This is a genomic window from Grylomicrobium aquisgranense (genome assembly GCF_033971865.1).
GTDB classification, from domain to species: domain Bacteria; phylum Bacillota_I; class Bacilli_A; order Erysipelotrichales; family Erysipelotrichaceae; genus Bulleidia; species Bulleidia massiliensis.
Window position 1 is genome coordinate 119,694 of sequence record NZ_JALBUR010000001.1, and the last position, 21,745, is coordinate 141,438.

The following is a 21,745-nucleotide window of genomic DNA, read 5'->3' on the forward strand; positions in this document are numbered from 1 at the left end:
AGTGCATGGGAGTGTACAGCACGGTGTATAATCAGGGAAGTATGAAGTCGCAGTATATTAAAATCCGAAATGTTCCAGATGAAGTACGCCGCAATGCGGCATCGATCCGGGTCAAGCCATGGTGGCTGCTGTTTATCTGTCTTGCCATTGGCATTGCATTGCTGATATGGAAGCCATACATGTTTGGTATTGCGCTGCCGATGGTCATTCTGACCGTATTTGCACTGACCGTCATGCCGGATCGGATTCTTGTGCAATTCGGCAGTCAGTATATGCTGATGTACAACCGCAGCGATCGCAGTGAATGCACGATGATTTACTATGATGAAATCGTCTCCTGGCACTATGAGTATCATCGCTCCTGTGATCAGGTGATTGTGGAACTGGTTGATGGCAGCAGTGAGAGTGTTGAAATGTATTCCCGGATGCGGGTCCGCAACATGATGAATCTGTATGCACCGGGCAAGGAGATGAAGCGGTCATCAGGAAGGAGAAAAGCATGAAGAAAGAGATGGCAGCAGTGGATCCCGAGGCAATGGAAGCCTGCCGGAAGCAGATGCTGAAAGAGAAAGAATATGATGAACTGTCCATGATCTTTGAGATGTTTTCAGACAGTACGCGTTTGAAGATCATGAGTGTCCTGTTTACAAAGGAACTGTGTGTTTCCGATCTTTCAGCACTTCTGGAAATGAGCCAGAGTGCTGTGTCCCATCAGCTTGGATCCCTCAAGAAGACAAAACTTGTTACTTCCCGCAAAGCCGGCAAGAATGTGTATTACCGCATGGCAGATGAACACATCCAGAATATTTACAAGATGGCACTGGATCATATCCGCGAATGAAGATCGCTGCAATTGACTTTGAAACAGCCAACCAGGCAAGTGCATCGGTATGTTCGGTTGGCATCTCCACCATGGAAGATGGTGCCTGCGAAGAAAGCTACTATACATTGATTCATCCGGAAAGCAATGTCTCTTACTTTTCAAAATGGAATGTCAGAATCCATGGCATTCATCCCCAGGATGTCAAAGATGCCCCGACGTTTGATGTGATTTATCCGGATCTGATGCAGCAGCTCGATGGTGCACTGGTCACTGCCCACAATGCCCGCTTCGATATGAAATGCCTCAAGGACACATGTCTCAATACCGGCAAACCCATTCCCGTGCTTTCTTATTTTGATACGGTTGAACTCAGCCGCCATGTCTTTCCGCAGCTGCCGCATCATGGCCTTGGCGACATGTGTGACTATCTTCATATCGAACTCAATCACCACAATGCATTATCTGACAGCTACGGCTGCCTGATGATTGTCGCCTCAGTCATGAATATGACCGGTATCTTTGACATTGAAGAACTGCTCAGGGTCTGCCATACAAGAATCTATGAACTCTAAGAAAAAAGATGCATCGTACCTGGCAGTTTACCAGGATCTGCGAGACAAGATCATCAATGGTGCCTATCCATTGCATCATTTTCTGCCATCCAAAAGAACCTGTGCCAGCCAGTATGGCGTCTCTTTGATTACGATCGAGCATGCCATGCGGCTGCTGGATGAAGAAGGCTATATCACAGCCAGACAAAGACGCGGCTATGAAGTGGTTTATCAATCCGGAGACCTGTTTGCCACACCCAGAACGATCACAGAACCTGTGCTGGAGAGAAAGCGGGCAGACTATACAAAGCTGTTTCCGTATCCCCAGCTTGCCTCCACGATGCGCCATGTGCTCAGTGAATATCAGGAAGAAATCATGGAGCGCAGTGAAGGCTGCGGATGCCTGATACTGCGCCAGGCCATTGCGGCTTACCTGTCCCGCAGCCGTGATATGCATGCAGCACCTGATCAGATCATCATTGCCGCCGGCAGTGAATCTGCCTATTCGCTGATCGTTCAGATGCTTTCCAGAAACGATATCTATGGCATTGAGGATCCCAGCTATGCCAGAATCAGACGTATCTATGAAAATGAAGGCGTACAGATAGATAGACTGCAAATGGGCCCCAATGGCATCAAGTCCAGTGAACTGCAGCGCACCCATGCCCGCATCCTGCATGTCACGCCGGTTTCTTCCTATCCAACTGGTGTCAGTGCCGATGCCGGCAAACGCCAGGAATATCTGCAATGGGCATGTCAGCGTCACGGCATTCTGATCGAAGATGATTATGCCAGCGAATTCGGCGCATCTTCTCCCATCCAGAAAACACTGTTTGCCCTGGAACCAGAAAGAAGCGTGATCTATCTCAACAGCTTTACGCGTACCATTGCACCATCTTTCAGGATTTCATATATGATTCTGCCCGCGGAAAGAAAAGAGCAGCTGCTTGCAGAGATTGCAGATCTGTCCTGCAATGTCTCTACCTTTGACCAGCTTACCGTTGCCGAACTGCTGAATAATGGCAGTTTTGAACGTCATCTGAACAGAGTAAAACGCCAGCAGAGAATGCACAAACAGTTGAAAAGTTTTCAAAAATAATGAATGTGTTTACACCGTGAAAGAAATTAGTATAATTAACATATATATGTGAGGTAGCAGTAATGGCAGATTATGAAAATAATGCTTTCTTCTGGCAGAAAGTAGATACACTCTTTTTGTCAGGAAAATTAGCATTGACAAAGAAAAAAGGGGAAGCACATGATACTTTCCGCAATCTTGTTTATCCAACAGACTATGGACATCTGGGGGATACGAAAAGTACAACTGAGGAAGGTGTCTCCGTCTATGCCGGCAGCGGTGACCGCAGCCAGATCACAGCGCTTGTAGTCGCTGCTGACATTCTGACCAAGGAACTGGATGTCAAGATGCTGATTGGATGCACGGAAGAGGAAGTCATGGCGGTGCTCCGCTTCCTGAACCAGACCGATTTCCAGAAGACAGTTCTGATTCGCCGGTCCAATGTGATTCCTTCCTGGGGCGTCTCAGATAATTAAGCAGAATAGAATCAGGCTGTGAAGAACAACTTTCCTTCACAGCTTTTTTTGTGGCATCATAATTACCCATGCCAGAGAATCTGATGGGGATGGATGGCATGGACAGCAGCGCTGTCATACCATGCCGGCCGGGATAGCATAGCGGCATGGTTCTTGAACCAGAGAAGCACGGCAAAGGGCACAATCATCTGAATCAGAATCATGACCGGTGTATACAGCGGCCTGCAGATCTTCCCCATTGGGTGATATGGAACTTCTAAGAAAAAAGTAACTGCATCATACAAAAGGATAATTTTATATGAAGCATTATTAATATAGAAGCCTTCTTTTTAAATCATAATAATTTACAATTTAGCCAAATAGGATAGAAAGGAATCATCATCAGGAAGATTGCAATTGATCAAACAGGAATATATATGATCTGATCATTTTATTTGACCTGAAATTCTTTTTATCAGAAGGAGGAAGAAATGATTCTTAAAAAGGCAATTCCAAGTCTGCTTGTTTTAGCAATGATCTTTTCTCTATGTACCACAAAGATTGAAGCGAAAGAACTGCCACAACAGGATACTCCCATCACAGAAGTTGAAGAATCCGAAGTGGCAATGAGTGCAGTAGTTGCCACTGCACTGATCTGGGTTCTTACATACTATCCACAAATTTATCATGTCGTTGTTCATTACGTTAATAGAGCTGCCTGTGTACCTGGCGTATCGCCAATCAAACTGGCGAATGCGATTTACCGATATGCCAAAACTGGCGTCTGGAGCCTCTGATGTTAGAACAGATTTTGAATTTTATCAGCTTTTTCATCATCTTTAAAGCAGACGAAAATCTTTCAGAAGGGAAAAAGAAAAAGGCCATGCTTTTGATCATATTATTCGTTGTTTTTTTTCTTGCCATGATAGGTTTATTCTGGCTGCTTGATACACTGAATCTTCAGGAATTTTAACTTAGACTAAGGATTGAAAATGTTATCCTGCACATGTATTTTGACAGGCAAAAAGAAAATGACTGCGGCAAGATCCACAGTCATATCTCATCAACTTATTTGATTGGCTCACCGACAAAGTCCCGGCAGAAATCATCTTCTGTATGATGGATGATCCACTTCACAGCATCTCTTTCTGCCTTTTCATACAGATCCAGAAAGGATTCTGTATGACTTTCTGCAGGTGCATAGACAGGATGCCAGACTTCATGTGCTTCATTCAGTGCGGTTGGTTTTTTATCATCAGAAAGCATCATGCCGCTGACCATCTTTGGCGCCTTGATCAAAGATTCCACATAGGATGCCAGATGATACTTGAACTTTGACGGCTTGAGATAGCGGGTCATCCGGTGCACATCACGGATATCATCCATCAGCTGCTTCACAGTCAGATCAATGCCAAATACATTCTTGATCATGGCCTGATACATCAGAGCAAGTTTTTCTGTATCTTCCGCTGAAAGCTGAAGATACTTGTAAACATCATAGTCTTTCCAGCTTCTGCCCCGCTGTCCCAGAATATAGACATCAAATTCACCTTCAATGCGGAAATGAATTTCACTCTCGGTACGGCCTGTACGCACACTTTCATGATGCGCATAGGCATTGATCAAAGGATGTTCATTCTGATCCAGCGCATAATGGCAGAGATACCCATCAAAATAGGACCGCAGGGCAGGATCCCGGTGGGCATAGTCTTCCAGGAAAGCAAGTACTTCCCGGATCTTTTCCTCATGCATGCGGCTGCCAATCGGAGCAAGCGTGCCGGGAAGGATCGAAAAGTGTGAAAAGAACAGCATATCCGGTCCCTGGGATCCCATATAGAACATGGGCAGATCCGTAATTTCCTTCTGCTGTGCTTCCGGCAGGAAACGGTATACATCTTTGGCAAATTCTACATGCGTTGTTGCTGCTGGCATGATTCAAACCTTCCTTCAGTTATTTTGTCTTTTCAGCGATATCCTTGATCTTTGCGGCAAGACCATGCAACTTGGCAAGAGGCAGGGAACAGATCGCAATCCGGATGCCATGATTGACACTGACCGTATAAATATGATTGTCCATCAGTGCCTGGTGCAGACGATTGCGATACGCATTGTCAGGAATACGCAGAGTCACAAAGAATCCTTCATCATATGGATAGCAGTCCAGTGCTGCATCCTTAGCCTCTTTGATAAACAGGGAAGAACGCTGCCGCATCAGATCAATATACTTCTGCTTTTCTTTCAGGAATGCATCCCGGTTCTCCGTCACTGTCCAGACAAAGTTTGCCATGGCCGCATTTGGAATATTGGACCAGGTTGCACGTGCCTTCTTTTCCATGATGATCTCCGCATCCCGGACATCCTCTTTCTTTTTGGCAAGCACAATGGCAGCACCGCAGCGCAGACCATAGGAGGTCAGTGTCTTGGAGCAGGAGAAGCAGATTTCCACCATGACATTGTCAGACAGATCATTGAAATAGGACATATAATGTCTGGCTTCTTCCATGGAACGGTAGGAATAGTCAATGTAGGCAATATCATTGATCAGAATGATATCGCAGTCTTTGGAAGCTTCGTTCAGATAGCTGACAAGATCCTTCCATTCCTGTTCTTTCAGACAATAGCCGGTCGGATTCTGGCAGGGATCATTGAGCACAATCACAACTCTGTCCTGCTTTGCCTTGACTGTGCTGACACATTCCTTCAGGCTTTCCAGATTGAAGCTGTCACCATCAAAATTCTTGTATGTGATGTAATTCAGATTGTTTTCATGTGCCATCAATGCATAAGAACCCCAGGCAATTTCTGGCAGAATGACCGTTTCACCCTCATCCAGGAAGGTTGTAAAGCCAATGGAAACAGCACCAGATCCACCCGGTGTGGCAATCACGGTATGGGCAAGATCGAGCTTCTGGCCATACGTCACCCACTGATACACCTGATCACGGTAATCCGGATTGCCAGTAAAGCTTGCTGCATAAGAAGCCTTGATGCGGTGATCAATTGCATCATAGTGGTTGAAGACAGTATCGTAAGCAACCAGATGATTGTCTTCATCATACAGAGAACCAATGGTCGCATTCACAACGGCATCACCATTGACCGCAGCATCTTTCTTCGCTTTGGCAATCACGGCAAAGACCGTATCGACAATCGGGGTTAAATCAGCACTTTTTCTGACAAATGACATGTTCAGTCCTCCTTAAACAGATATGTTCCCACCCGGACCATATTTGATCCACAGGCGAGTGCTATTTCATAATCACTGCTCATACCCATGGAAAGGGTATGAATCTGGCTGGCACCATACAGACTCTGCAGATGCACATACAAAGCATGTGTTTTCATAAACACATCCCGGATTCGTTCTGTATCATTCGTATGCGGTCCCATAGCCATGATGCCGCATACATTCAGATGCGCAAACTGCATGCATGATTTGACAAAGGCATCCACATCAGCCGGATCATGACCAGACTTGTTCTCATCTTCATCTGCCATGTGAAACTCACACAGCACATCCATCGTCTTGTTCAGCTTTGCACACTGTTTGTCAATTTCCTTTGCCAGTTCCAGAGAATCCAGAGACTGGATGCAGGAAACATACGGAACGATACTTTTGACTTTGTTGCGCTGCAGATGACCGATAAACTGCCACTGGATATCGGCAGGCAGGTCAATCTTGCCAAGCAGCTCCTGGGCGTGGTTTTCACCAAAGATCCGCTCACCAGCATCGTAATAGGACATGATTTCTTCTTTGGAGCGTTTCTTGCTCACCACACACAGCCGTGCCTGTTCATCACAGGCTTTCTTCACTTTTTCATAATGTGCCTGAATCATACGGCTATTATACTCCTGCAGATGAGCACCTGTTCAGAAGCAAGCGCAAAAATACATCAGGCGATGAATGACATCGGTGATTTCTGTGCCTTGATAAAATGATGGCGGGAAAGATAGGGAATCAGCAGATTCACAAGCAGGACAATGGCCAGTACCTGGAAAGGATACAATACGGCATTCTTGAACAGACTCTTGCCGGCATAGTACAGATATGCCTTACTGCCGCCGGTCAGAACATATGTCCAATAGGATCCCAGCATGACATTGATGCCAAAGGAAGAAACCGCTTTGGCAATGGCAATCTTGAGCACGGACTGTTTCTGATCATACATGCATACTGCATAGCACAGAATGCCAAGTGCTGCGGTCATGGTATAGCCGGCAAAGAAGCCATAGCCATCTGGAAACAGCATATAGGACATGATGTCCTCCACGACCGCAAAGACAATGCCTGCTGTTGGTCCCAGCACCATGCCGCAGATCGCATTGATCAGAAAGTCAAACGAGAAATACAGGTTGACGCCGACCGGAATGGAAAAGCGGGAAACAACAATGCGCAGGGCAAGAAAGATGGCCATGACAGCCAGCCAGCGCACCGATTTCAGCTTTTCTGCAGATGACTTCCACATTTCTTTTTTCATATAAAAAACCTCCTTTCACCAACCCGTGAAGGAGGTCATATTCACGTTTTGGGAATCATACAGCTCACCGCAAGAATTTGGTTCTTTTCGTCCATGTACTTCCCGGTACACAGCACTTGACGCGGACTGTTGACGGCCATACTGTAACGCATACACAATGATCAGGCAAGAAAAAAGCAATGTGATACCATGGACACGAAAGGAGAAGGATTATGGCAGTATATGATGAAAACTGGGTAATGGAAAGAAAAAGCAGGCACCATGGCCTGCAGCCGCTGCGCGATGCCCTGCATGAAACAGGTGATGTCCAGAACAGGATCCGGTGTATTCATGTGGCCGGCACCAATGGCAAGGGTTCCACCTGTGCCTTTCTGCAGGAAATTCTGATGGCAAATGGAATCAAAACAGGCATGTTTACTTCTCCCCATCTTGTCTGCCACAATGACCGCATCCGCATCAACAGCACATGGATTCCCCATGATGCCTTTGTCAATCTGCTGAACAGTCTGCTGCCAGTCATATTGAAATATGATCTTGGCATGTTTGAAATTGATTTTCTGATTGCCATGCACTGGTTTGCAACAGAAGGCGTCGATATTGCCATCATTGAAGCCGGCATCGGCGGCCGGGATGACAGCACGAATGTGATCCCGGTGCCCTCACTTGCCATCATCACAACCATCAGCTATGACCACATGCAGATCCTGGGATCCAGGCTGTCACAGATTGCCTTTGCCAAAGCCGGCATTCTCAAGCCATACGGTCATGGCTTATGCGGCACACACGATCCTCATGCCAGATCCGTCATATCCTCATGGGCATACCGGCAGCACTGTGCTTTAACATATGCAAGACCATGGTATGACCGGGGCCCACAGGCATTTTCCTTAGATCATGACATATACCATCTGTCTATGCCTGCCCACTACCAGAAAGCCAATGCCGCACTGGCATTACAGGCAGCTTTTCTGCTTGGCATCAATATCCATACACCCGCCATTCATCAAGCCATTGAACAGACCAGATGGCCGGGACGCTTTGAAATGATTTGCAAACATCCATGTGTCATTGTGGATGGGGCACACAACAAAGAAGGTATGGAAGCTTTGTGCAGGACGCTTGCAGAAATGCCCGGACCTAAGACGGCTGTATTCAGTGCTTTGCGGGATAAGCCGGGACACGAAATGGCATTGATGCTGAAAAAGGTATGCGATGAAGTCATCATCACATCATTTCAGGATGCCAGAGCAGATTCCCTGCAGGATCTTTGTATACCAGGCGCTATCCTGATCGCGGATCCTGTTAAAGCAATTGCATATGCCAAAGAACAAAGAAAAGACAATGGCTTTGTGATCGCAGCAGGATCCCTGCACTTTATTTCATTTGTCAGAAACATGCTTCATCCTGTGCCTTAAAGCAGAAAACAGTGCATTTCCAGCAGTATTGGATATCATAGAACAGCAAAGCAATGAAGAAAGGAACTATCAAAATGCAGTATACATTGACAGCATTGATCGAACAAAAGCGGGATCTTCCAGCTCTGGCCAATGCTGGTGCCACTGAAATTCTGATTCCGCTGTCCGGATACAGTTTTACATCTGCCCACAAAATGAATCTTCAGGATGCGCTTGATCTGGCCGCATCGGCACATGCCTTTGGCATGCAGGCAGCACTTCTTGTCAACAAGATCTTTGCCCAGGAAGAAGTGAATATGCTGGATGATCTGTTTGCATATCTCAGTCAGGACATCACACATCTTTACTTTGCTGATCTCGCCGTGCTGGAAACCGCCAGGGCTCACCATATGGAAAACAGGCTCATCTATGATCCGGATACCCTGTTGACAAGCGCTGAAGATATTGCCTTCTGGCACAGCTGCCGCCTGGCCGGGGCTGTTGTATCTCCACTGCTGACAATCGAAGAAACAATCGATGCCGCAAAGACCAATCGGGATGCCATCCTGTTCATCCATGGACATCCTGTGCTTTCCCGCTCACGGCGGCCATTGCTTTCTTCCTGGAAACAGGCATTCTCCTGTATGAAAGAATTCAAAGAACGGAATGATCTTTTTCTGCAGGAAGCCAAACGGCAGGGAAAAATGCCTGTGTTTGAGGATGAAAACGGCACGATCATCTACAGTGATGACAGGCTGGAATCCTGGCTGGAGATGAACCGGTTCATGCAGGCCGGCATATGCCGCTATCTGCTTTCGGGTCTGTATGAAGACCGTCTGGCCTATTTTGAAAGTATCAAAGGATACAGCCGCATTCTGCACGGAGAAGATGCAGAAACTGTGCGCGATGAAGTGATGACAGGAACAGGAGAGAAGACGTATGACAGTGGATACTATCATGAAAAAACCGTCCGGTGAGCTGAAGAAGCCGGAGCTTCTTGCCCCGGCTGGAGATCTTGCCAGAGCGCGTACTGCCATCTTATACGGCGCCGATGCCGTATATCTTGGCGGCATGAATTTCTCTCTGCGCTCAAGAGCTTCCAACTTTACGATGACAGATATCAAGGCAGCATGTGATTTTGCCCATGCCCATCATGCCAGAGTGCATGTTACCGTGAATGTAATTCCGCATGCAGAAGATTTCATTGGCCTGAAGGAATATGTGCAGGCGTTGGAAGATGCCGGCGTGGATGCGGCAATTGTCGCCTCTCCAGCGATCATGAAACTGATCAAAGAAAATACCAGTCACATTGAAGTGCATGGCAGCACCCAGATGTCCATTACCAATGTGAGGGCCGCAAAGTTTCTGCATGAAACACTCGGCATTGACAGGGTCGTGCTGGGTAGAGAATGCACGATGGCGGAAGTACAGGCAATTACAAAAGAATGTCCGGTGGAAACAGAGGCCTTCATCCATGGCGGCATGTGTGTGAATTACTCGGGCAGATGTACACTGTCCAACCGGATGACGCTGCGCGATGCCAACCGGGGCGGCTGTGCCCAGAGCTGCCGCTGGCAGTACCGTCTGTTTGCAGGTGACACACAGATCAATGATGAAAACAGCTGGTTTACGATGGGGTCCCGCGACCTGATGGCAGGCAGGTGGATCAAAGACCTGATGGCAGCCGGCGTATCTTCCCTGAAGATCGAAGGAAGAATGAAGACGGAATACTATGTTGCCAATGTTGTGTCGGGATACCGCCGGCTGATCGATGATCTGTATGAACATGATGGCAGTATCTCTGATGAGAGTCTGGAAAAACACATTGCCCAGATTATGAGAGGGGAAAACAGGGAAGTGTGCGATGGCTTCTATGGCGGTATTGCCGCAAAAGATTCCATCATTTATCACGAAAACAGCAATAACCATGTCAATCATGATTTTCTGGGTACGATTATGCGCTATGACCGTGATTCACATACAGCCTGGATGCAGGTGCGCAATGCCTTTGACAATGGTGAAAAAGCAGAAGTGCTTTCTCCTGGCAGAGAAATCAGGGATATCACGCTTTCATCGGTTCAGAATGATCAGGAAGAGTATCTGGAAACTGTGCGCAAGCCGATGTCCATCATTCACTTTGTGACAAAGGAAGAATTAGCAGCAGGAGATATTATCAGAAAGGCAGCAGATGATGATACAGATTGAAGGAGGCCTCAGTGTCAAGGCCGCAATGCTGGCAGGCAGCAGACAGATTGAGGCAGTTTATCTGGATGAGGCACGCCATGATAAAGATGCACACTTCATTGTCAGAAAAGCACAGGAAAAAAACATTCCGGTCATTTTGAAATCCCGCTCATGGATTGAGGCACATGCCCAGGGAAGAACCCATGGCGGTCTGATTGCACAGGTGCAGCCGCGCCGGTTTCAGCAATTGTCTGATGTGATCACGGAAAATCCCTATGTTTTTGTCGTAGAAGGGGTGGAAGATCCCTTTAACCTTGGCTATATCATGCGCTCTTTATACAGTGCCGGGGCAAGCGGCTTACTGCTGCCAAAGCGCAGCTGGGAGAAGGTGGAATCCACGATCCTGAAATCCAGTGCCGGTGCCAGTGAATATCTCAATGTCATCATGAGTGAAGATCTTCCTGGTGATATTGCCGCCTTGAAGAAACAGGGCCTGAAGGCGTATGCGGCCATGCGCAGAGATGCCATTGCCTATTGGGATGCAAGTTATGCAGGACCATGCCTGATTGCCATCGGCGGAGAGATGCGCGGCTTGTCTTCCAAAGTACTGGCGCAGATGGACCAGAACATCTATATTCCGTATGCAAACGATTTCAGAGCCGCATTGAACGCAGCCGGGGCAGCAGCAGCGATTGCTTTTGAAGGATTCCGGCAGAGAAATGCCTGATTCTCCGCGAATTTTCATTCCGGATGATCTGTTTTCTGATAAAATTTTCAAGTAGTCTGAAGAGGAGGCATCAATGAAAGAAGCTTACTATTATCACAACAACACCGTGATTATCAACTATTCCAAGGTTTATGTGCGCAGTATGCACGAACTTGTGGAAAGTGACTGCTTCAATTCCTTTCTGCACCATTATCTGGAATATCTTGCCCAGCAGCATACGGACCTGCATGACTTCCTGTGCAGTGGACATGATTGTGAAGAGTCTGTCCGTCAGGAAATCAAGAAGGTTCTCAATCTGCTGATTGTATTGGAAATGAAGGATATTGATCACCCGTATACAAAGGCACCGCATCTGCTGCTGGAAACCATTGAGGAAGGGTATCATTACTGGCGTTCTCTGCAGCGCTATTCCGTGCTGTATACACACAATGAGGTCGGCTACCAGCTGCAGTCTTTCATCCAGGCTGACTCTGAATTCAACGCAACAGCCCTGAAGTTCTACCGTACCGTACAGCAGAAGGTGCAGGGCTCCCGCAATAAGGTATACCGTCAGCTGCAGGCCGGCACCAATGCCGCACTGCTGCTGCAGTACTATAACTGGAAGGCACCCCATGGCTATGAAGCCTTGGAAGGTATTCCGTTCATTCATGAAATCATGCTGCGGACACCGCTCATCCTGCATCCGCATTCCAACAAGCGCACCAACGTCTTCAAGGACGATGACCACAATCCGATCAAGGATTTCATCAAGGGTGATGAAGAGTGGGTATGCTTCCCTGCCAAGGTTGGCAGCCTGCTGATCTACTGCTACTTCCACCGTGATTTCCTGACCAGTGCTGTGGCAACGGCAAACCTGTTTGAACTTGCCAGCATGCAGGATACCATCAACCGTAAGCCGGATGCCATCATGCTGTTCGGCAATCCGGACGGCCGCGATGATACAGTCTTCTACCATGATGAAGAAAATGATATCTGGGTCGGCAAGGATTCCGCATCTGAGAAGATTGACTACTTCGGCTATACCAAGAAGACAATCCTGACCCTGCACAACCTGGCCATGATCAACCGCGGCTGGCTGCCAATCCATGGCGCCATGGTTAACATCTATCTCAAGGATGGCACCAAGAAGGGACTCATGTTCATGGGTGACTCCGGTGCCGGCAAGAGTGAGACCATTGAGGCACTCAGCGCCCTTGCGTCTGATCTGATCGACCATCAGGAAACTGTGTTTGATGATATGGGTACGATTCATCTGGACAAGGATGGCAATTTGCGTGCACAGGGTACAGAAATCGGTGCCTTCGTCCGTCTGGATGATTTGGATAAGGGAACTGCCTATAAGGACATGGACCGCTCTATCTTCTTCAATCCGGAGAAGCCGAATGCCCGTGTCGTTCTGCCGGCAGCACCATATGATGTCGTCACATCCGACCATAAGATTGACTGCTTCCTGTATGCCAACAACTACACCGACAAGCGTGGTCTCCACTGGTTCTTAGACCGGGATGGTGCGGAGAATGTCTTTGTACAGGGCAAGCGTTTCGCTCTTGGCACCACCCAGGAAAAGGGTCTTTCCACAACATTCTTCGCCAATCCGTTTGGCCCGATGCAGCGTCAGGAACAGTGCGGCAAGCTGATTAACAAGATGTTTGATGCACTGTTTGAGCAGAACATTCCGGTTGGTGAGATTTACACCTGCCTTGGTCTGCCAAACAAGGGCGACCATGGTATTGATCAGGCTGCTCAGGCACTGCTTGACTTTGTCAAAAACGGCAAGAATCATAAATAACAAAAAGGGGAAGCTCATGCGAGCTTCCCTTTCATGTGCTTCAGGCTTTGTCATTGCCGGGATCTTCCGGGAATTTCACCGTGAAGACAGAGCCTTTGCCAAGCTCTGATGTCACCGTGATCCGGGCACCGCAGATTGCTGCCGCATGTTTGACAATCGACAGGCCAAGACCGGTACCGCCGGTTGCCCGTGAATGCGACTTATCAACCCGGTAGAACCGTTCAAAGATGCGGCTTTGTGCTTCATGCGGAATACCAATACCGGTATCCGCAACAGACAGGATCGAGAGATGATGTTCTGCATCATGCCATGTCTTGACTGTCACACTGCCATTTTCATGATTATAGCGGATGGCATTGCCCAGCAGGTTATAGGCAATCTCATAGACAAGCCTGTTATTGGCTTTGATCGGGGCATCATGAAGATCCATGCTGATGGTGATATTTCTCTTCTTTGCACTTGCCGCAACAGCCTCATGTGCTTCTCTGGCCAGATCCTTCAGCTGCAGGCGGCTCACTTCCACAGATGCATTTTCATCGAGTTGAGACAGCCGGATAATATCGTCGATCAGGGTAAGCATCCGGGCACTTTCAAAGCGGATCTTGTGTATGAACTTGTCGGTGTCTTCCGGCTTAACCAGATGATTTTCCAGCAGTTCGGCACTGCCCATGATGGACTGAAGCGGTGTTTTCAGTTCGTGGGAAACATTGGCAGTGAATTCACGGCGGGTCTGTTCTGCTTCATAGACAGAAGTAATGTCACAGGCAAGAATACTGGCACCTGTCAAGACACCATGGGAAGTGATCGGATGTCCGGTGAGCCGGATATCCGCATCACGGAATTGAATGATCTCTTCACTGCTGCCTCCGGCAAGTGTTGTTTTGGCAAGACGGTGCATTTGTTCACTGCCGCAAAGATCATCCAACGTATGCACATCCATATCATCCGTCTTGTCAAACAGACTGCGGGCCGCATCATTGATCGAGACAATCTCTTCATTGCGGTTCAGCAGAATAATGCCTTCTGAGATGGAAGACGTGACCGCCTCAAACTCTTTCTTTTTCTGATGCAGTTCATTGAGCTGCTCATCAATCTGCTCATTCTGTTTGTCGATCCGTACAAGAAGAGGCTGGATTTCATCATAGGTATTCTGCTGCAGGGGATGATCAAGATCCAGTGTATTGATCGGTTCCGCAATCTCATCTGCCAATCTTCGCGCCAGCAGAGAAGCCACCGTAATTGCCGCAATCAGAATGATCAGAATCGGTGAGATCATCCGCATCGTCAGGATACCGGCCGTATCATAGTTTTCCGCAACACGGATCACGGAGCCATCCCCACATTTGCGGGCTGCATAAATTGTCCGTATTGCCATAGTATGCGAATATCTTGTGGCAACACCGCTGCCTTGGGACAGCGCTTCCTTGAATTCTGCACGATCACTGTGATTTTCCATCTGGCTGGCATCTGCTTTGGAATCATAGAGCACATCACCATTGGCTGCAATCCAGGTGATGCGGTAATTGGCATCATCGGACGCCTCCAGACTCTTGAGATACGCATCTGAGCCGGCATCAATACCAGCCTGCACCAGCATGGCTTCACTTTCCAGACGCGATGTTTCCAAAGAAATGAAGTGATTATTCAGAATCAGGATCATCACCGCCATCGCTGCTGCTAAGACAACAGCCATGGAGATGGACACATAGCGGAAAATCTTGCTTTTCATGCGTCCTCCTTATAGCGGTATCCAACGCCGCGTACCGTATCAATATGCCTTCCTGCATTTCCCAGTTTCTGACGCAGTGTACGCACATGCACATCCACCGTTCTTGTTTCACCATCATATTCTGTACCCCAGATGTGATTCAGCAGCTGATCACGGGTATACACAATGCCCGGATGGCTTAACAGCAGATACAGCAGATCATATTCCTTCAGCGTCAGCACAACCGGTTCTCCATCCACGAGCACTTCATGGCGGGAAGCATCCATGCGGATGCCGCTGTTTTCAACAACCTGCTCACTGGAACTGTTCACTCTTCTTAACACCGCTCTGATACGGGAAACCATCTCCATCATCCCAAACGGCTTGGCAAGATAGTCATCCGCACCGGTATCCAGTCCCTGCACCTTGTCATATTCCGTGCCCTTGGCACTGGCCATGATCACCGGGATATCTCTGGTTACCGGATCCTTCTTCAGCTTCTTCAATACCTGTGTGCCATCTTCATCCGGCAGCATGATATCCAGCAGAATCAGATCCGGCTTCTCATTGCGCAGTGCCGCAAAAAAATCCGCGGCTGTCTCGAACCCCTTTGCCGCAAAGCCAGTTGATTTCAGCGTATAAATTTCAATTTCGCGGATGCTTGCATCATCCTCAACACAATAGATCATCATATCAGGCAGTACCGTTCCTTCCGTAAGACATATTATAAAATGCAGGTAAAATACATGGCAGGCAGAATGTAATAATTATGTAAAGCAGTGCAAAAATTGTTAAATTCAGTCTCAGCTTTACACGATAGGAACATGAAAAACAGGCAGAACAGACAGGATGGCATCGCATTGGAACACTTTGTTATGTAAAATGTTGTTCTGGACGAAGAAAGGAAGGTGAGCCCTGCCGCCGGAATGTGCGGCGGACATATGTATGGAATCCATTACTTCACTGCAGAATGCCAAAATCAAAGAATGGACAAAGCTGCATACAAAAAAAGGCCGTGATACCAGCAGCCGTTTCCTGGTGGAAGGGGAGCACCTGATTGAAGAAGCACTGAAGGAAAATTGCGTGGACACGATCCTTACAGACCAGCACTGCCCGTTTGCTTTCCCGCATACAGTCCTGGTGACGCCGGCCATCATGAAAAAGCTTAGTGTGAATGTTTCACCGGTGCATCTGATTGCTGTCTGCCGCAAAAAGAAGTGGGAAAGAAAAGCAATGAAACGGGTGGTTCTGCTGGATGGCGTACAGGATCCCGGCAACCTTGGCACACTTGTGCGGACCGCGCAGTCATTCTGCTTTGATGCCGTGATCTGCAGCCATGCCTGTGCCGATCTCTATAATGAAAAAACAGTGCGCAGCACCCAGGGCGCACTCTTCCATCAGCCTGTCTTTTATGCAGATCTCAAAGATGCCATTGCCACACTGAAAGAAGATCAATTTGCCATCATCGGCACAAGCCTGCAGTCATCTGTACCAATGGCATCCATTTCTCTGCAGGATCAAATGGCCTTTGTGCTCGGCAATGAAGGAAATGGCGTTTCACAGGATATCCTTGCCATGTGTGATCAGAACCTGCGCATTGAAATGTCTGGCTTTGAATCATTGAATGTTGCCGTTGCCGGCGGCATCATCATGTATCATTTCCGTCCTTAAAAATACTGGCCCATCCCGTAGCCAAACCGTTTCTCACCCGGGACAGCCGGCACTTCCTTGATGCTCATATCATCCACCCGGATAAACTGATTGCCAGCCTGCACCGCTTCCAGGAAGCTGTCAATTCTGTCCTGCTCACCCTGGACAAAGATTTCCACCAGGCCGTTTGGCAGGTTGGTGACACTGCCAGTCAGACCGCGCTGCTGTGCCTGCATCATGCAGAAGCCACGGAAACCGACGCCCTGAACGCGTCCTTCCACAAACACATGAAATCGTTTGATCATATGATTTACCTCTTGCTTACATTATAGATAAAAGGAGTGATGCATAACATGACCAACATTCTTTTAAATACAGAAAATTTTGATGAAGACTGGGCTTCATCAACATTAACCAGCTATATCAATCCACAAAGCAGGGTGCTGCTGATGCCGCTGTCCTATCAGGAAGGCTGGGCCAGTGATGAAGATGCCTGGCGTGAAAGATATCAGGAGCCCGGTGAAGAGATCAATGCCTATTACCGCCTGGCAAGACCATTCCATGCCTATGGGATTCCGGATGAGCAGATTCACTTCTTTGATTACTATGAAGAAGACCGGGATCATGCCCACGAGAAACTGCAGGATGTGGATATTGTGTATCTGGCTGGACGCCATCCGGAACTGATGATGAACAGCCTGGTGGATTTAGGCCTGGATGATGCTTTGAAACAGTTTCCTGGTGTGATCATGGGAAGCCAGGCAGGAGCACTGATTCAGCTGGAACGATATCCGATCATCCCGGATCTGGATCATGAATTCGGCTATGGCGATGGTCTTGGCCTTGTTCATGGCTTTATGGCAGATATGGACTATGATCAGGATTCAAGACATCTCTATGCCATTATCAGGGGTCTGGAAGACTATGGCCAGCCGGTTGTCTGTGTGCCAAGAAAGGGCGGCATTGTGGTGGACCAGGGTACAGTCGATATGCTTGGCAATGCAGCGGCGGCTGCCCAGGATGATCTGGATGCTCTGTATCAGGCTCTGGATGATGCCAGAGTGAATGAATACCGCAACCAGTGGTAAGTTCTCTTTGTGACATTGCAGGCATGATGCTATAATGGCATCCGTAAAGCGATAAAGAAAAGACCAGTAGCTGATGCAGAAGGAAAACAAAAGAGAGGGGTCCCGCGGCTGTAAAGATCCTGCTTTCCCGATCAGTGAATTCACTTTTCCAGCGGGATTAATCCTCCCCGGCTGTCTCCGTTACAGGCAAATTGAGGTGCGCACGCAAGTGCGAATCAGGATGGTACCGCGTGATCAGCGTTCCTGTAACAGGAACGCTTTTTTATTGTTCAGGAGGAAGTATGGAAGAGATTCAAAGCGTCAAAGAAGAAGCCCTGCAGAAGATTGCAGAGGCCGGTGATCTTGATACCCTGCAGCAGCTGAGAGTCAGCTATCTTGGCAAAAAGGGATCTGTGCAGCAGCTGATGGCGGTCATGAAGACACTGCCAAGAGAAGAAAAACCGGCATTTGGCCAGCAGGTCAACCAGATTAAGAAAGAAATTACCGATGCCCTGGGTGCCCGCATGGAACAAGTGCAGAAAGAAGCTGTGGCGAAACGTCTGGAAGCCGAAAAGATTGATATCACGCTGGCTGGCGAAGACATGGAACGCGGCACGGTTCATCCGCTGATGATGATCCAGCAGGAACTGGAAGATCTGTTCATTGGCATGGGCTATAAGGTTGCGGAAGGTCCGGAAGTAGAGCAGGACTACTACAACTTTGAGCTTGCCAACCTGCCGAAGGACCATCCGGCCAGAGACATGCAGGATACGTTCTACATTGATCCTAATACACTGCTGCGTACACATACGACGGCCATTCAGATGCGTGAGCTGGAAAAAGCCCATGGCCAGCTTCCCATCAAACTGATCTGCCCGGGCAAGGTATACCGCCGCGACGATGACGATGCGACCCATTCCCACCAGTTCATGCAGTGTGAAGGACTTGTTGTCGGTGACCATATCACTCTGGCAGACCTGAAGGGCACACTGGAATACATGGCCAATGCCATGTTCGGCAATGGCCGCAAGGTCCGTTTCCGTCCGTCTTACTTCCCATTCACGGAGCCATCTGTAGAAGTCGATGTTTCCTGCCCGTTCTGCAACGGCAAGGGATGCTCGGTATGCAAAGGCTCCGGCTGGATTGAAATTCTTGGTGCTGGCATGGTTCATCCGCATGTGTTGGAAATGAACGGCTTTGATCCAAAGAAGTGCTCCGGCTTTGCCTTTGGCGTCGGCCTGGAGCGTGTTGCCATGCTCAAATATGGCATTGATGATATCCGCAACTTCTACACCAACGATGTCCGCTTCCTGAAGAATTTTGACCGGTTTGACTAAAGGAGAAAAAGATCATGAGATTAAGTTATAAATGGCTGCAGGAATATGTAGATCTGGATGGCATTTCACCAGAAGAACTTGCGACACGTCTGACATCAGCCGGCCTGGAAGTAGAAGGCATTGAACCCATGGCCCAGGCAACAAATCTGGTCATTGGCGAGGTCGTTTCCTGCCAGGATATTCCCGGCACCCACCTGCATGATACTGTCACAAAGGTAGGCGAAGGGGAAGACAAGCTTGTCCATATTGTCTGCGGTGCGCCAAACTGCCGCAAGGGACTTAAGGTCATTGCAGCACTGCCTGGGGCAAAACTGCCCGGCGGCACGATTGAAGCCAAGCCTCTGCATGGTTATCCATCCAACGGCATGCTGTGTGCGCTGTATGAACTCGGTGTCAGTAAGAAGCTGCTGAATGAAAAGCAGCTCTCCGGCATCGAAGAACTTCCAGCCGATGCACCGGTTGGTGAAACCAATGTACTAGGCTATCTTGGCCTGGACGATACGATTCTGGATGTCTCCCTGACACCAAACAGAGCTGACTGCTCGGCCATGTGGAACATGGCCAAGGAAGCCGCTGCCATTCTTGGCAGAAAGGCAAAGTGGCCGGATGTCAAAGGCATGGCCGATGGCGGTGCAGACAGCAGCTTTGTTGTCCGCAGTGAAACAAAGAAATGCCCGGTTTACTATGGCAAGGTTGTCAACCATGTCAAGGTAGGACCAAGCCCTGCCTGGATGAAGCAGTATCTGCAGGCCTATGGCATGAATTCCATTAACAACGTCGTTGATATCTCCAACTTCGTCATGCTGGAAACCGGCCAGCCGCTGCACTTCTACAATCTGTCCCGTCTGCCGGCAAGAGAGATCACGGTCAAAGACGGCATGACCATGGATATGACGGCTCTGGATGGCAATATATTCCATATTGAAGACAGTGATGTTCTGATTACAACCAATGGGGAACCTACCGGTATTGCCGGTATCATGGGCGGTGAAGAAAGCATGATCGATGATGATACAGATGCGATCTTTATTGAAGCTGCTCACTTTGATCCCGTTGCGATCCGCCATACAAGCATCCGCCTGAATCTGCTGACAGAGGCAGCCCAGCGCTTCACCAAGGGAATTGACCCCCTGGCTGCCGGCAAGGCAATGGACCGCTGCGTCGACCTGTTGACAAGATATGCCGATGCGTCCGGCTTTGAAAAGACTGTTGTGTGCGGCGATGATCATTACAAGGAAAAGGTCATTACGGAAACGCTGGAACACTGCAACGGTCTGCTTGGCACATCCTACACAATGGATCAGGTGACAGATGTTCTGGAACGCCTGGATTTCAAGCCGGAAGTCAATGGCACCTCTGTTATCTGCCACATTCCTTCCTACAGAACAGACATGGAGGGGCAGGCAGATGTGGATGAAGAAGTCATCCGTCTGCTTGGCTATGATGATCTGCCAAGCACACTGCCGCAGATGGCACCGACCGTAGGCATGCTTTCACCAGTACAGAAGGCAAGAAGACAGATCCGTGATATTCTCAGCGGCTTCAACCTGCATGAGATTGTCACCTATACGCTAGTTTCCAAAGCATATACAGATGATACGTTCTTTGCGGCAGGTGAGCCGATTGCACTTTCCATGCCGATGAGTGAAGCACGCACCCACATCCGTACCGGTCTGATGAATTCCGTGCTGGAATGTGTGCAGTACAATGAAGCACATGGTTCCAAAGACAACAACTTCTATGAGCTTTCCAAAGTCTATGCCAAAGACAAAGAGCAGGAACGACTTGCGATTGTGCTGGATGGCATGCTGCGGAATGATAAGCTGCACAGGCAGGAACAGCCGGTATCCTTTTATACACTGAAGGGTATTCTGATGACATGGCTGGAGCGCAATGGCTTCGCAGCTGCCAGAGTGCGCATCAGTGAGAACAAGTATGATACGGTTCACTTCCATCCATACCGCTCTGCTGAAATTGCCCTGGATGGCAAATTCCTCGGCGTCTTTGGTGAAGTGCATCCGGAATATGCCGGCAAGTTTGACCTTGGACGTGTCTACTACGCAGAACTTGATCTGAATCCGATCCTGACCTGCAAGCCGGGCCGTCTGCGTTTCAATCCGATCCAGCGCTATCCGGGTGTCACCAGAGATATCGCTCTGATTGTTGACAAGGATGTCACTGCCCGCGATATTCTGAACATCGTTTCCCGCAATTCTCATAAGATTGCAAAGAGTGCAGAAATCTTCGATGTTTATGAAGGGGAACATGTCGAGGCAGGCAAGAAGAGCGTTGCCCTGCATATTGTCTACCAGGCAGATGATCGAACATTGAGAGAAGAAGATATCGCACCGGTGCACGAGCGCATTCTGCAGCAGTTTGCTGAAAAGCTCGGTGCCCAGTTAAGATCCTGATCTCATTCAGCTGATCACAATGAGGATGTTTCCAAGCGGAGGCATCCTTTTTTTGCACCAATCAAAAAAGACAGGTTTTCCTGTCTCTTTCAT

24 protein-coding genes are annotated in these 21,745 nt (G+C 48.4%); 16 read left to right on the forward strand and 8 right to left on the reverse strand.

Translation table 11 applies throughout. The features are described from left to right. Positions 1 to 41: 41 nt before the first annotated feature. The 5 genes from MOZ60_RS00615 (at position 42) to MOZ60_RS00635 (ending at position 2,928) form a co-directional block, all read left to right on the forward strand. Positions 42 to 503 (forward strand): hypothetical protein, encoded by a 462-nt coding sequence (locus tag MOZ60_RS00615; protein ID WP_370595279.1) that lies wholly within the window; start codon positions 42 to 44, stop codon positions 501 to 503. Then, on the forward strand, positions 500 to 841 hold the full coding sequence (locus MOZ60_RS00620; RefSeq protein ID WP_245309300.1) for an ArsR/SmtB family transcription factor: 342 nt from the start codon (positions 500 to 502) through the stop codon (positions 839 to 841). The genes MOZ60_RS00615 and MOZ60_RS00620 overlap by 4 nt, the downstream gene beginning before the upstream one ends. Continuing rightward, positions 838 to 1,395 (forward strand): 3'-5' exonuclease, encoded by a 558-nt coding sequence (locus MOZ60_RS00625; RefSeq protein ID WP_370595280.1) that lies wholly within the window; start codon positions 838 to 840, stop codon positions 1,393 to 1,395. The genes MOZ60_RS00620 and MOZ60_RS00625 overlap by 4 nt, the downstream gene beginning before the upstream one ends. Then, complete coding sequence (pdxR, locus tag MOZ60_RS00630; protein WP_370595281.1) at positions 1,385 to 2,473, forward strand: MocR-like pyridoxine biosynthesis transcription factor PdxR; 1,089 nt, start codon at positions 1,385 to 1,387, stop codon at positions 2,471 to 2,473. The genes MOZ60_RS00625 and pdxR overlap by 11 nt, the downstream gene beginning before the upstream one ends. A gap of 62 nt (positions 2,474 to 2,535) precedes the next feature. Next, positions 2,536 to 2,928 (forward strand): Inorganic pyrophosphatase, encoded by a 393-nt coding sequence (locus tag MOZ60_RS00635; protein WP_370595282.1) that lies wholly within the window; start codon positions 2,536 to 2,538, stop codon positions 2,926 to 2,928. 62 nt (positions 2,929 to 2,990) lie between these two features. Here the strand turns inward: MOZ60_RS00635 and MOZ60_RS00640 are convergent, their stop codons facing one another. Next, positions 2,991 to 3,167 carry a hypothetical protein gene (locus MOZ60_RS00640; protein ID WP_370595283.1) on the reverse strand — a complete coding sequence of 59 codons (177 nt, stop codon included), beginning with the start codon at positions 3,165 to 3,167 and terminating at the stop codon, positions 2,991 to 2,993. 231 nt (positions 3,168 to 3,398) lie between these two features. On the opposite strand from MOZ60_RS00640, the gene MOZ60_RS00645 reads away from it, so the two are divergent. Further along, positions 3,399 to 3,704 (forward strand): hypothetical protein, encoded by a 306-nt coding sequence (locus MOZ60_RS00645; protein WP_277645039.1) that lies wholly within the window; start codon positions 3,399 to 3,401, stop codon positions 3,702 to 3,704. Beyond that, positions 3,704 to 3,880, forward strand: coding sequence for a hypothetical protein (locus MOZ60_RS00650; protein WP_370595284.1), 177 nt, complete (start codon positions 3,704 to 3,706; stop codon positions 3,878 to 3,880). Before MOZ60_RS00645 ends, MOZ60_RS00650 begins: the two co-directional genes overlap by 1 nt. Positions 3,881 to 3,975: 95 nt before the next feature. Here the strand turns inward: MOZ60_RS00650 and MOZ60_RS00655 are convergent, their stop codons facing one another. The 4 genes from MOZ60_RS00655 to MOZ60_RS00670 are packed head-to-tail and all read right to left on the reverse strand — an operon-like array spanning position 3,976 to position 7,385. Next, positions 3,976 to 4,839, reverse strand: coding sequence for a zinc dependent phospholipase C family protein (locus MOZ60_RS00655; protein WP_370595285.1), 864 nt, complete (start codon positions 4,837 to 4,839; stop codon positions 3,976 to 3,978). A 19-nt stretch (positions 4,840 to 4,858) separates the two neighbouring features. After that, entirely contained in the window at positions 4,859 to 6,094 is a 1,236-nt protein-coding gene (locus MOZ60_RS00660; RefSeq protein WP_370595286.1) for a pyridoxal phosphate-dependent aminotransferase, read from the reverse strand. Positions 6,095 to 6,096: 2 nt separating this feature from the next. Continuing rightward, the gene (locus MOZ60_RS00665) at positions 6,097 to 6,744 is read right to left on the reverse strand and encodes a YggS family pyridoxal phosphate-dependent enzyme (protein ID WP_370595287.1); all 648 of its coding nucleotides are present in this window, start codon (positions 6,742 to 6,744) and stop codon (positions 6,097 to 6,099) included. Positions 6,745 to 6,800: 56 nt separating this feature from the next. After that, entirely contained in the window at positions 6,801 to 7,385 is a 585-nt protein-coding gene (locus MOZ60_RS00670; RefSeq protein ID WP_370595288.1) for an energy coupling factor transporter S component ThiW, read from the reverse strand. Between the two features lie 212 nt (positions 7,386 to 7,597). Here MOZ60_RS00670 and MOZ60_RS00675 point away from each other — a divergent pair, with 212 nt between their 5' ends. The 5 genes from MOZ60_RS00675 (at position 7,598) to MOZ60_RS00695 (ending at position 13,479) form a co-directional block, all read left to right on the forward strand. Then, on the forward strand, positions 7,598 to 8,800 hold the full coding sequence (locus tag MOZ60_RS00675) for a bifunctional folylpolyglutamate synthase/dihydrofolate synthase (protein ID WP_370595289.1): 1,203 nt from the start codon (positions 7,598 to 7,600) through the stop codon (positions 8,798 to 8,800). A 53-nt stretch (positions 8,801 to 8,853) separates the two neighbouring features. After that, positions 8,854 to 9,756 carry a U32 family peptidase gene (locus MOZ60_RS00680; protein WP_370595290.1) on the forward strand — a complete coding sequence of 301 codons (903 nt, stop codon included), beginning with the start codon at positions 8,854 to 8,856 and terminating at the stop codon, positions 9,754 to 9,756. After that, positions 9,719 to 10,984, forward strand: a complete 1,266-nt coding sequence (locus tag MOZ60_RS00685; protein WP_370595291.1) for a peptidase U32 family protein — start codon at positions 9,719 to 9,721, stop codon at positions 10,982 to 10,984. The genes MOZ60_RS00680 and MOZ60_RS00685 overlap by 38 nt, the downstream gene beginning before the upstream one ends. After that, the gene (locus tag MOZ60_RS00690) at positions 10,968 to 11,690 is read left to right on the forward strand and encodes a TrmH family RNA methyltransferase (RefSeq protein WP_277635591.1); all 723 of its coding nucleotides are present in this window, start codon (positions 10,968 to 10,970) and stop codon (positions 11,688 to 11,690) included. The genes MOZ60_RS00685 and MOZ60_RS00690 overlap by 17 nt, the downstream gene beginning before the upstream one ends. 73 nt (positions 11,691 to 11,763) lie before the next feature. After that, the gene (locus MOZ60_RS00695) at positions 11,764 to 13,479 is read left to right on the forward strand and encodes a phosphoenolpyruvate carboxykinase (ATP) (protein WP_370595292.1); all 1,716 of its coding nucleotides are present in this window, start codon (positions 11,764 to 11,766) and stop codon (positions 13,477 to 13,479) included. A 40-nt stretch (positions 13,480 to 13,519) separates the two neighbouring features. Here the strand turns inward: MOZ60_RS00695 and MOZ60_RS00700 are convergent, their stop codons facing one another. Together MOZ60_RS00700 and MOZ60_RS00705 are read right to left on the reverse strand one after the other, a co-directional pair. Further along, on the reverse strand, positions 13,520 to 15,208 hold the full coding sequence (locus tag MOZ60_RS00700) for a sensor histidine kinase (RefSeq protein WP_370595293.1): 1,689 nt from the start codon (positions 15,206 to 15,208) through the stop codon (positions 13,520 to 13,522). Next, a complete protein-coding gene (locus tag MOZ60_RS00705) occupies positions 15,205 to 15,879 on the reverse strand; it encodes a winged helix-turn-helix domain-containing protein (RefSeq protein ID WP_209451703.1) in 675 nt (224 codons plus the stop codon). Before MOZ60_RS00705 ends, MOZ60_RS00700 begins: the two co-directional genes overlap by 4 nt. A gap of 253 nt (positions 15,880 to 16,132) precedes the next feature. Between MOZ60_RS00705 and MOZ60_RS00710 the strand changes: the two genes are divergently transcribed. Continuing rightward, positions 16,133 to 16,858: a TrmH family RNA methyltransferase gene (locus MOZ60_RS00710; RefSeq protein ID WP_277652819.1), complete on the forward strand. Its 726-nt coding sequence runs from the start codon at positions 16,133 to 16,135 to the stop codon at positions 16,856 to 16,858. On the opposite strand, the gene MOZ60_RS00715 is transcribed toward MOZ60_RS00710, so the two are convergent. After that, a complete protein-coding gene (locus MOZ60_RS00715) occupies positions 16,855 to 17,142 on the reverse strand; it encodes an acylphosphatase (RefSeq protein WP_245309296.1) in 288 nt (95 codons plus the stop codon). The two genes, MOZ60_RS00710 and MOZ60_RS00715, sit on opposite strands and share 4 nt — an antisense overlap. A 48-nt stretch (positions 17,143 to 17,190) precedes the next feature. Here MOZ60_RS00715 and MOZ60_RS00720 point away from each other — a divergent pair, with 48 nt between their 5' ends. From MOZ60_RS00720 to pheT, 3 genes are all read left to right on the forward strand, one after another. Then, positions 17,191 to 17,925: a type 1 glutamine amidotransferase family protein gene (locus tag MOZ60_RS00720; protein ID WP_370595294.1), complete on the forward strand. Its 735-nt coding sequence runs from the start codon at positions 17,191 to 17,193 to the stop codon at positions 17,923 to 17,925. Positions 17,926 to 18,206: 281 nt separating this feature from the next. Further along, positions 18,207 to 19,241 (forward strand): phenylalanine--tRNA ligase subunit alpha, encoded by a 1,035-nt coding sequence (pheS, locus tag MOZ60_RS00725; protein ID WP_370595295.1) that lies wholly within the window; start codon positions 18,207 to 18,209, stop codon positions 19,239 to 19,241. A 14-nt stretch (positions 19,242 to 19,255) separates the two neighbouring features. After that, positions 19,256 to 21,652, forward strand: coding sequence for a phenylalanine--tRNA ligase subunit beta (pheT, locus tag MOZ60_RS00730; RefSeq protein ID WP_370595296.1), 2,397 nt, complete (start codon positions 19,256 to 19,258; stop codon positions 21,650 to 21,652). The last annotated feature ends 93 nt before the right edge of the window (positions 21,653 to 21,745 follow it).

Excerpts from the sequence above, each read along its gene's own strand:
- MOZ60_RS00695 (WP_370595292.1), top strand. The coding sequence starts at position 11,764 with ATGAAAGAAGCTTACTATTATCACAACAACACCGTGATTATCAACTAT.
- MOZ60_RS00675 (WP_370595289.1), top strand. The coding sequence starts at position 7,598 with ATGGCAGTATATGATGAAAACTGGGTAATGGAAAGAAAAAGCAGGCAC.
- MOZ60_RS00680 (WP_370595290.1), top strand. The coding sequence starts at position 8,854 with ATGAAGAAAGGAACTATCAAAATGCAGTATACATTGACAGCATTGATC.
- MOZ60_RS00690 (WP_277635591.1), top strand. The coding sequence starts at position 10,968 with ATGATGATACAGATTGAAGGAGGCCTCAGTGTCAAGGCCGCAATGCTG.
- MOZ60_RS00620 (WP_245309300.1), top strand. The coding sequence starts at position 500 with ATGAAGAAAGAGATGGCAGCAGTGGATCCCGAGGCAATGGAAGCCTGC.
- MOZ60_RS00640 (WP_370595283.1), bottom strand. The coding sequence starts at position 3,167 with ATGGGGAAGATCTGCAGGCCGCTGTATACACCGGTCATGATTCTGATT.
- MOZ60_RS00715 (WP_245309296.1), bottom strand. The coding sequence starts at position 17,142 with ATGATCAAACGATTTCATGTGTTTGTGGAAGGACGCGTTCAGGGCGTC.
- MOZ60_RS00635 (WP_370595282.1), top strand. The coding sequence starts at position 2,536 with ATGGCAGATTATGAAAATAATGCTTTCTTCTGGCAGAAAGTAGATACA.
- MOZ60_RS00650 (WP_370595284.1), top strand. The coding sequence starts at position 3,704 with ATGTTAGAACAGATTTTGAATTTTATCAGCTTTTTCATCATCTTTAAA.
- MOZ60_RS00655 (WP_370595285.1), bottom strand. The coding sequence starts at position 4,839 with ATGCCAGCAGCAACAACGCATGTAGAATTTGCCAAAGATGTATACCGT.
- MOZ60_RS00700 (WP_370595293.1), bottom strand. The coding sequence starts at position 15,208 with ATGAAAAGCAAGATTTTCCGCTATGTGTCCATCTCCATGGCTGTTGTC.
- MOZ60_RS00665 (WP_370595287.1), bottom strand. The coding sequence starts at position 6,744 with ATGATTCAGGCACATTATGAAAAAGTGAAGAAAGCCTGTGATGAACAG.
- MOZ60_RS00685 (WP_370595291.1), top strand. The coding sequence starts at position 9,719 with ATGACAGTGGATACTATCATGAAAAAACCGTCCGGTGAGCTGAAGAAG.
- MOZ60_RS00705 (WP_209451703.1), bottom strand. The coding sequence starts at position 15,879 with ATGATGATCTATTGTGTTGAGGATGATGCAAGCATCCGCGAAATTGAA.
- pheT (WP_370595296.1), top strand. The coding sequence starts at position 19,256 with ATGAGATTAAGTTATAAATGGCTGCAGGAATATGTAGATCTGGATGGC.
- MOZ60_RS00645 (WP_277645039.1), top strand. The coding sequence starts at position 3,399 with ATGATTCTTAAAAAGGCAATTCCAAGTCTGCTTGTTTTAGCAATGATC.
- MOZ60_RS00615 (WP_370595279.1), top strand. The coding sequence starts at position 42 with ATGAAGTCGCAGTATATTAAAATCCGAAATGTTCCAGATGAAGTACGC.
- MOZ60_RS00710 (WP_277652819.1), top strand. The coding sequence starts at position 16,133 with ATGGAATCCATTACTTCACTGCAGAATGCCAAAATCAAAGAATGGACA.
- MOZ60_RS00660 (WP_370595286.1), bottom strand. The coding sequence starts at position 6,094 with ATGTCATTTGTCAGAAAAAGTGCTGATTTAACCCCGATTGTCGATACG.
- MOZ60_RS00670 (WP_370595288.1), bottom strand. The coding sequence starts at position 7,385 with ATGAAAAAAGAAATGTGGAAGTCATCTGCAGAAAAGCTGAAATCGGTG.
- pdxR (WP_370595281.1), top strand. The coding sequence starts at position 1,385 with ATGAACTCTAAGAAAAAAGATGCATCGTACCTGGCAGTTTACCAGGAT.
- MOZ60_RS00625 (WP_370595280.1), top strand. The coding sequence starts at position 838 with ATGAAGATCGCTGCAATTGACTTTGAAACAGCCAACCAGGCAAGTGCA.
- MOZ60_RS00720 (WP_370595294.1), top strand. The coding sequence starts at position 17,191 with ATGACCAACATTCTTTTAAATACAGAAAATTTTGATGAAGACTGGGCT.
- pheS (WP_370595295.1), top strand. The coding sequence starts at position 18,207 with ATGGAAGAGATTCAAAGCGTCAAAGAAGAAGCCCTGCAGAAGATTGCA.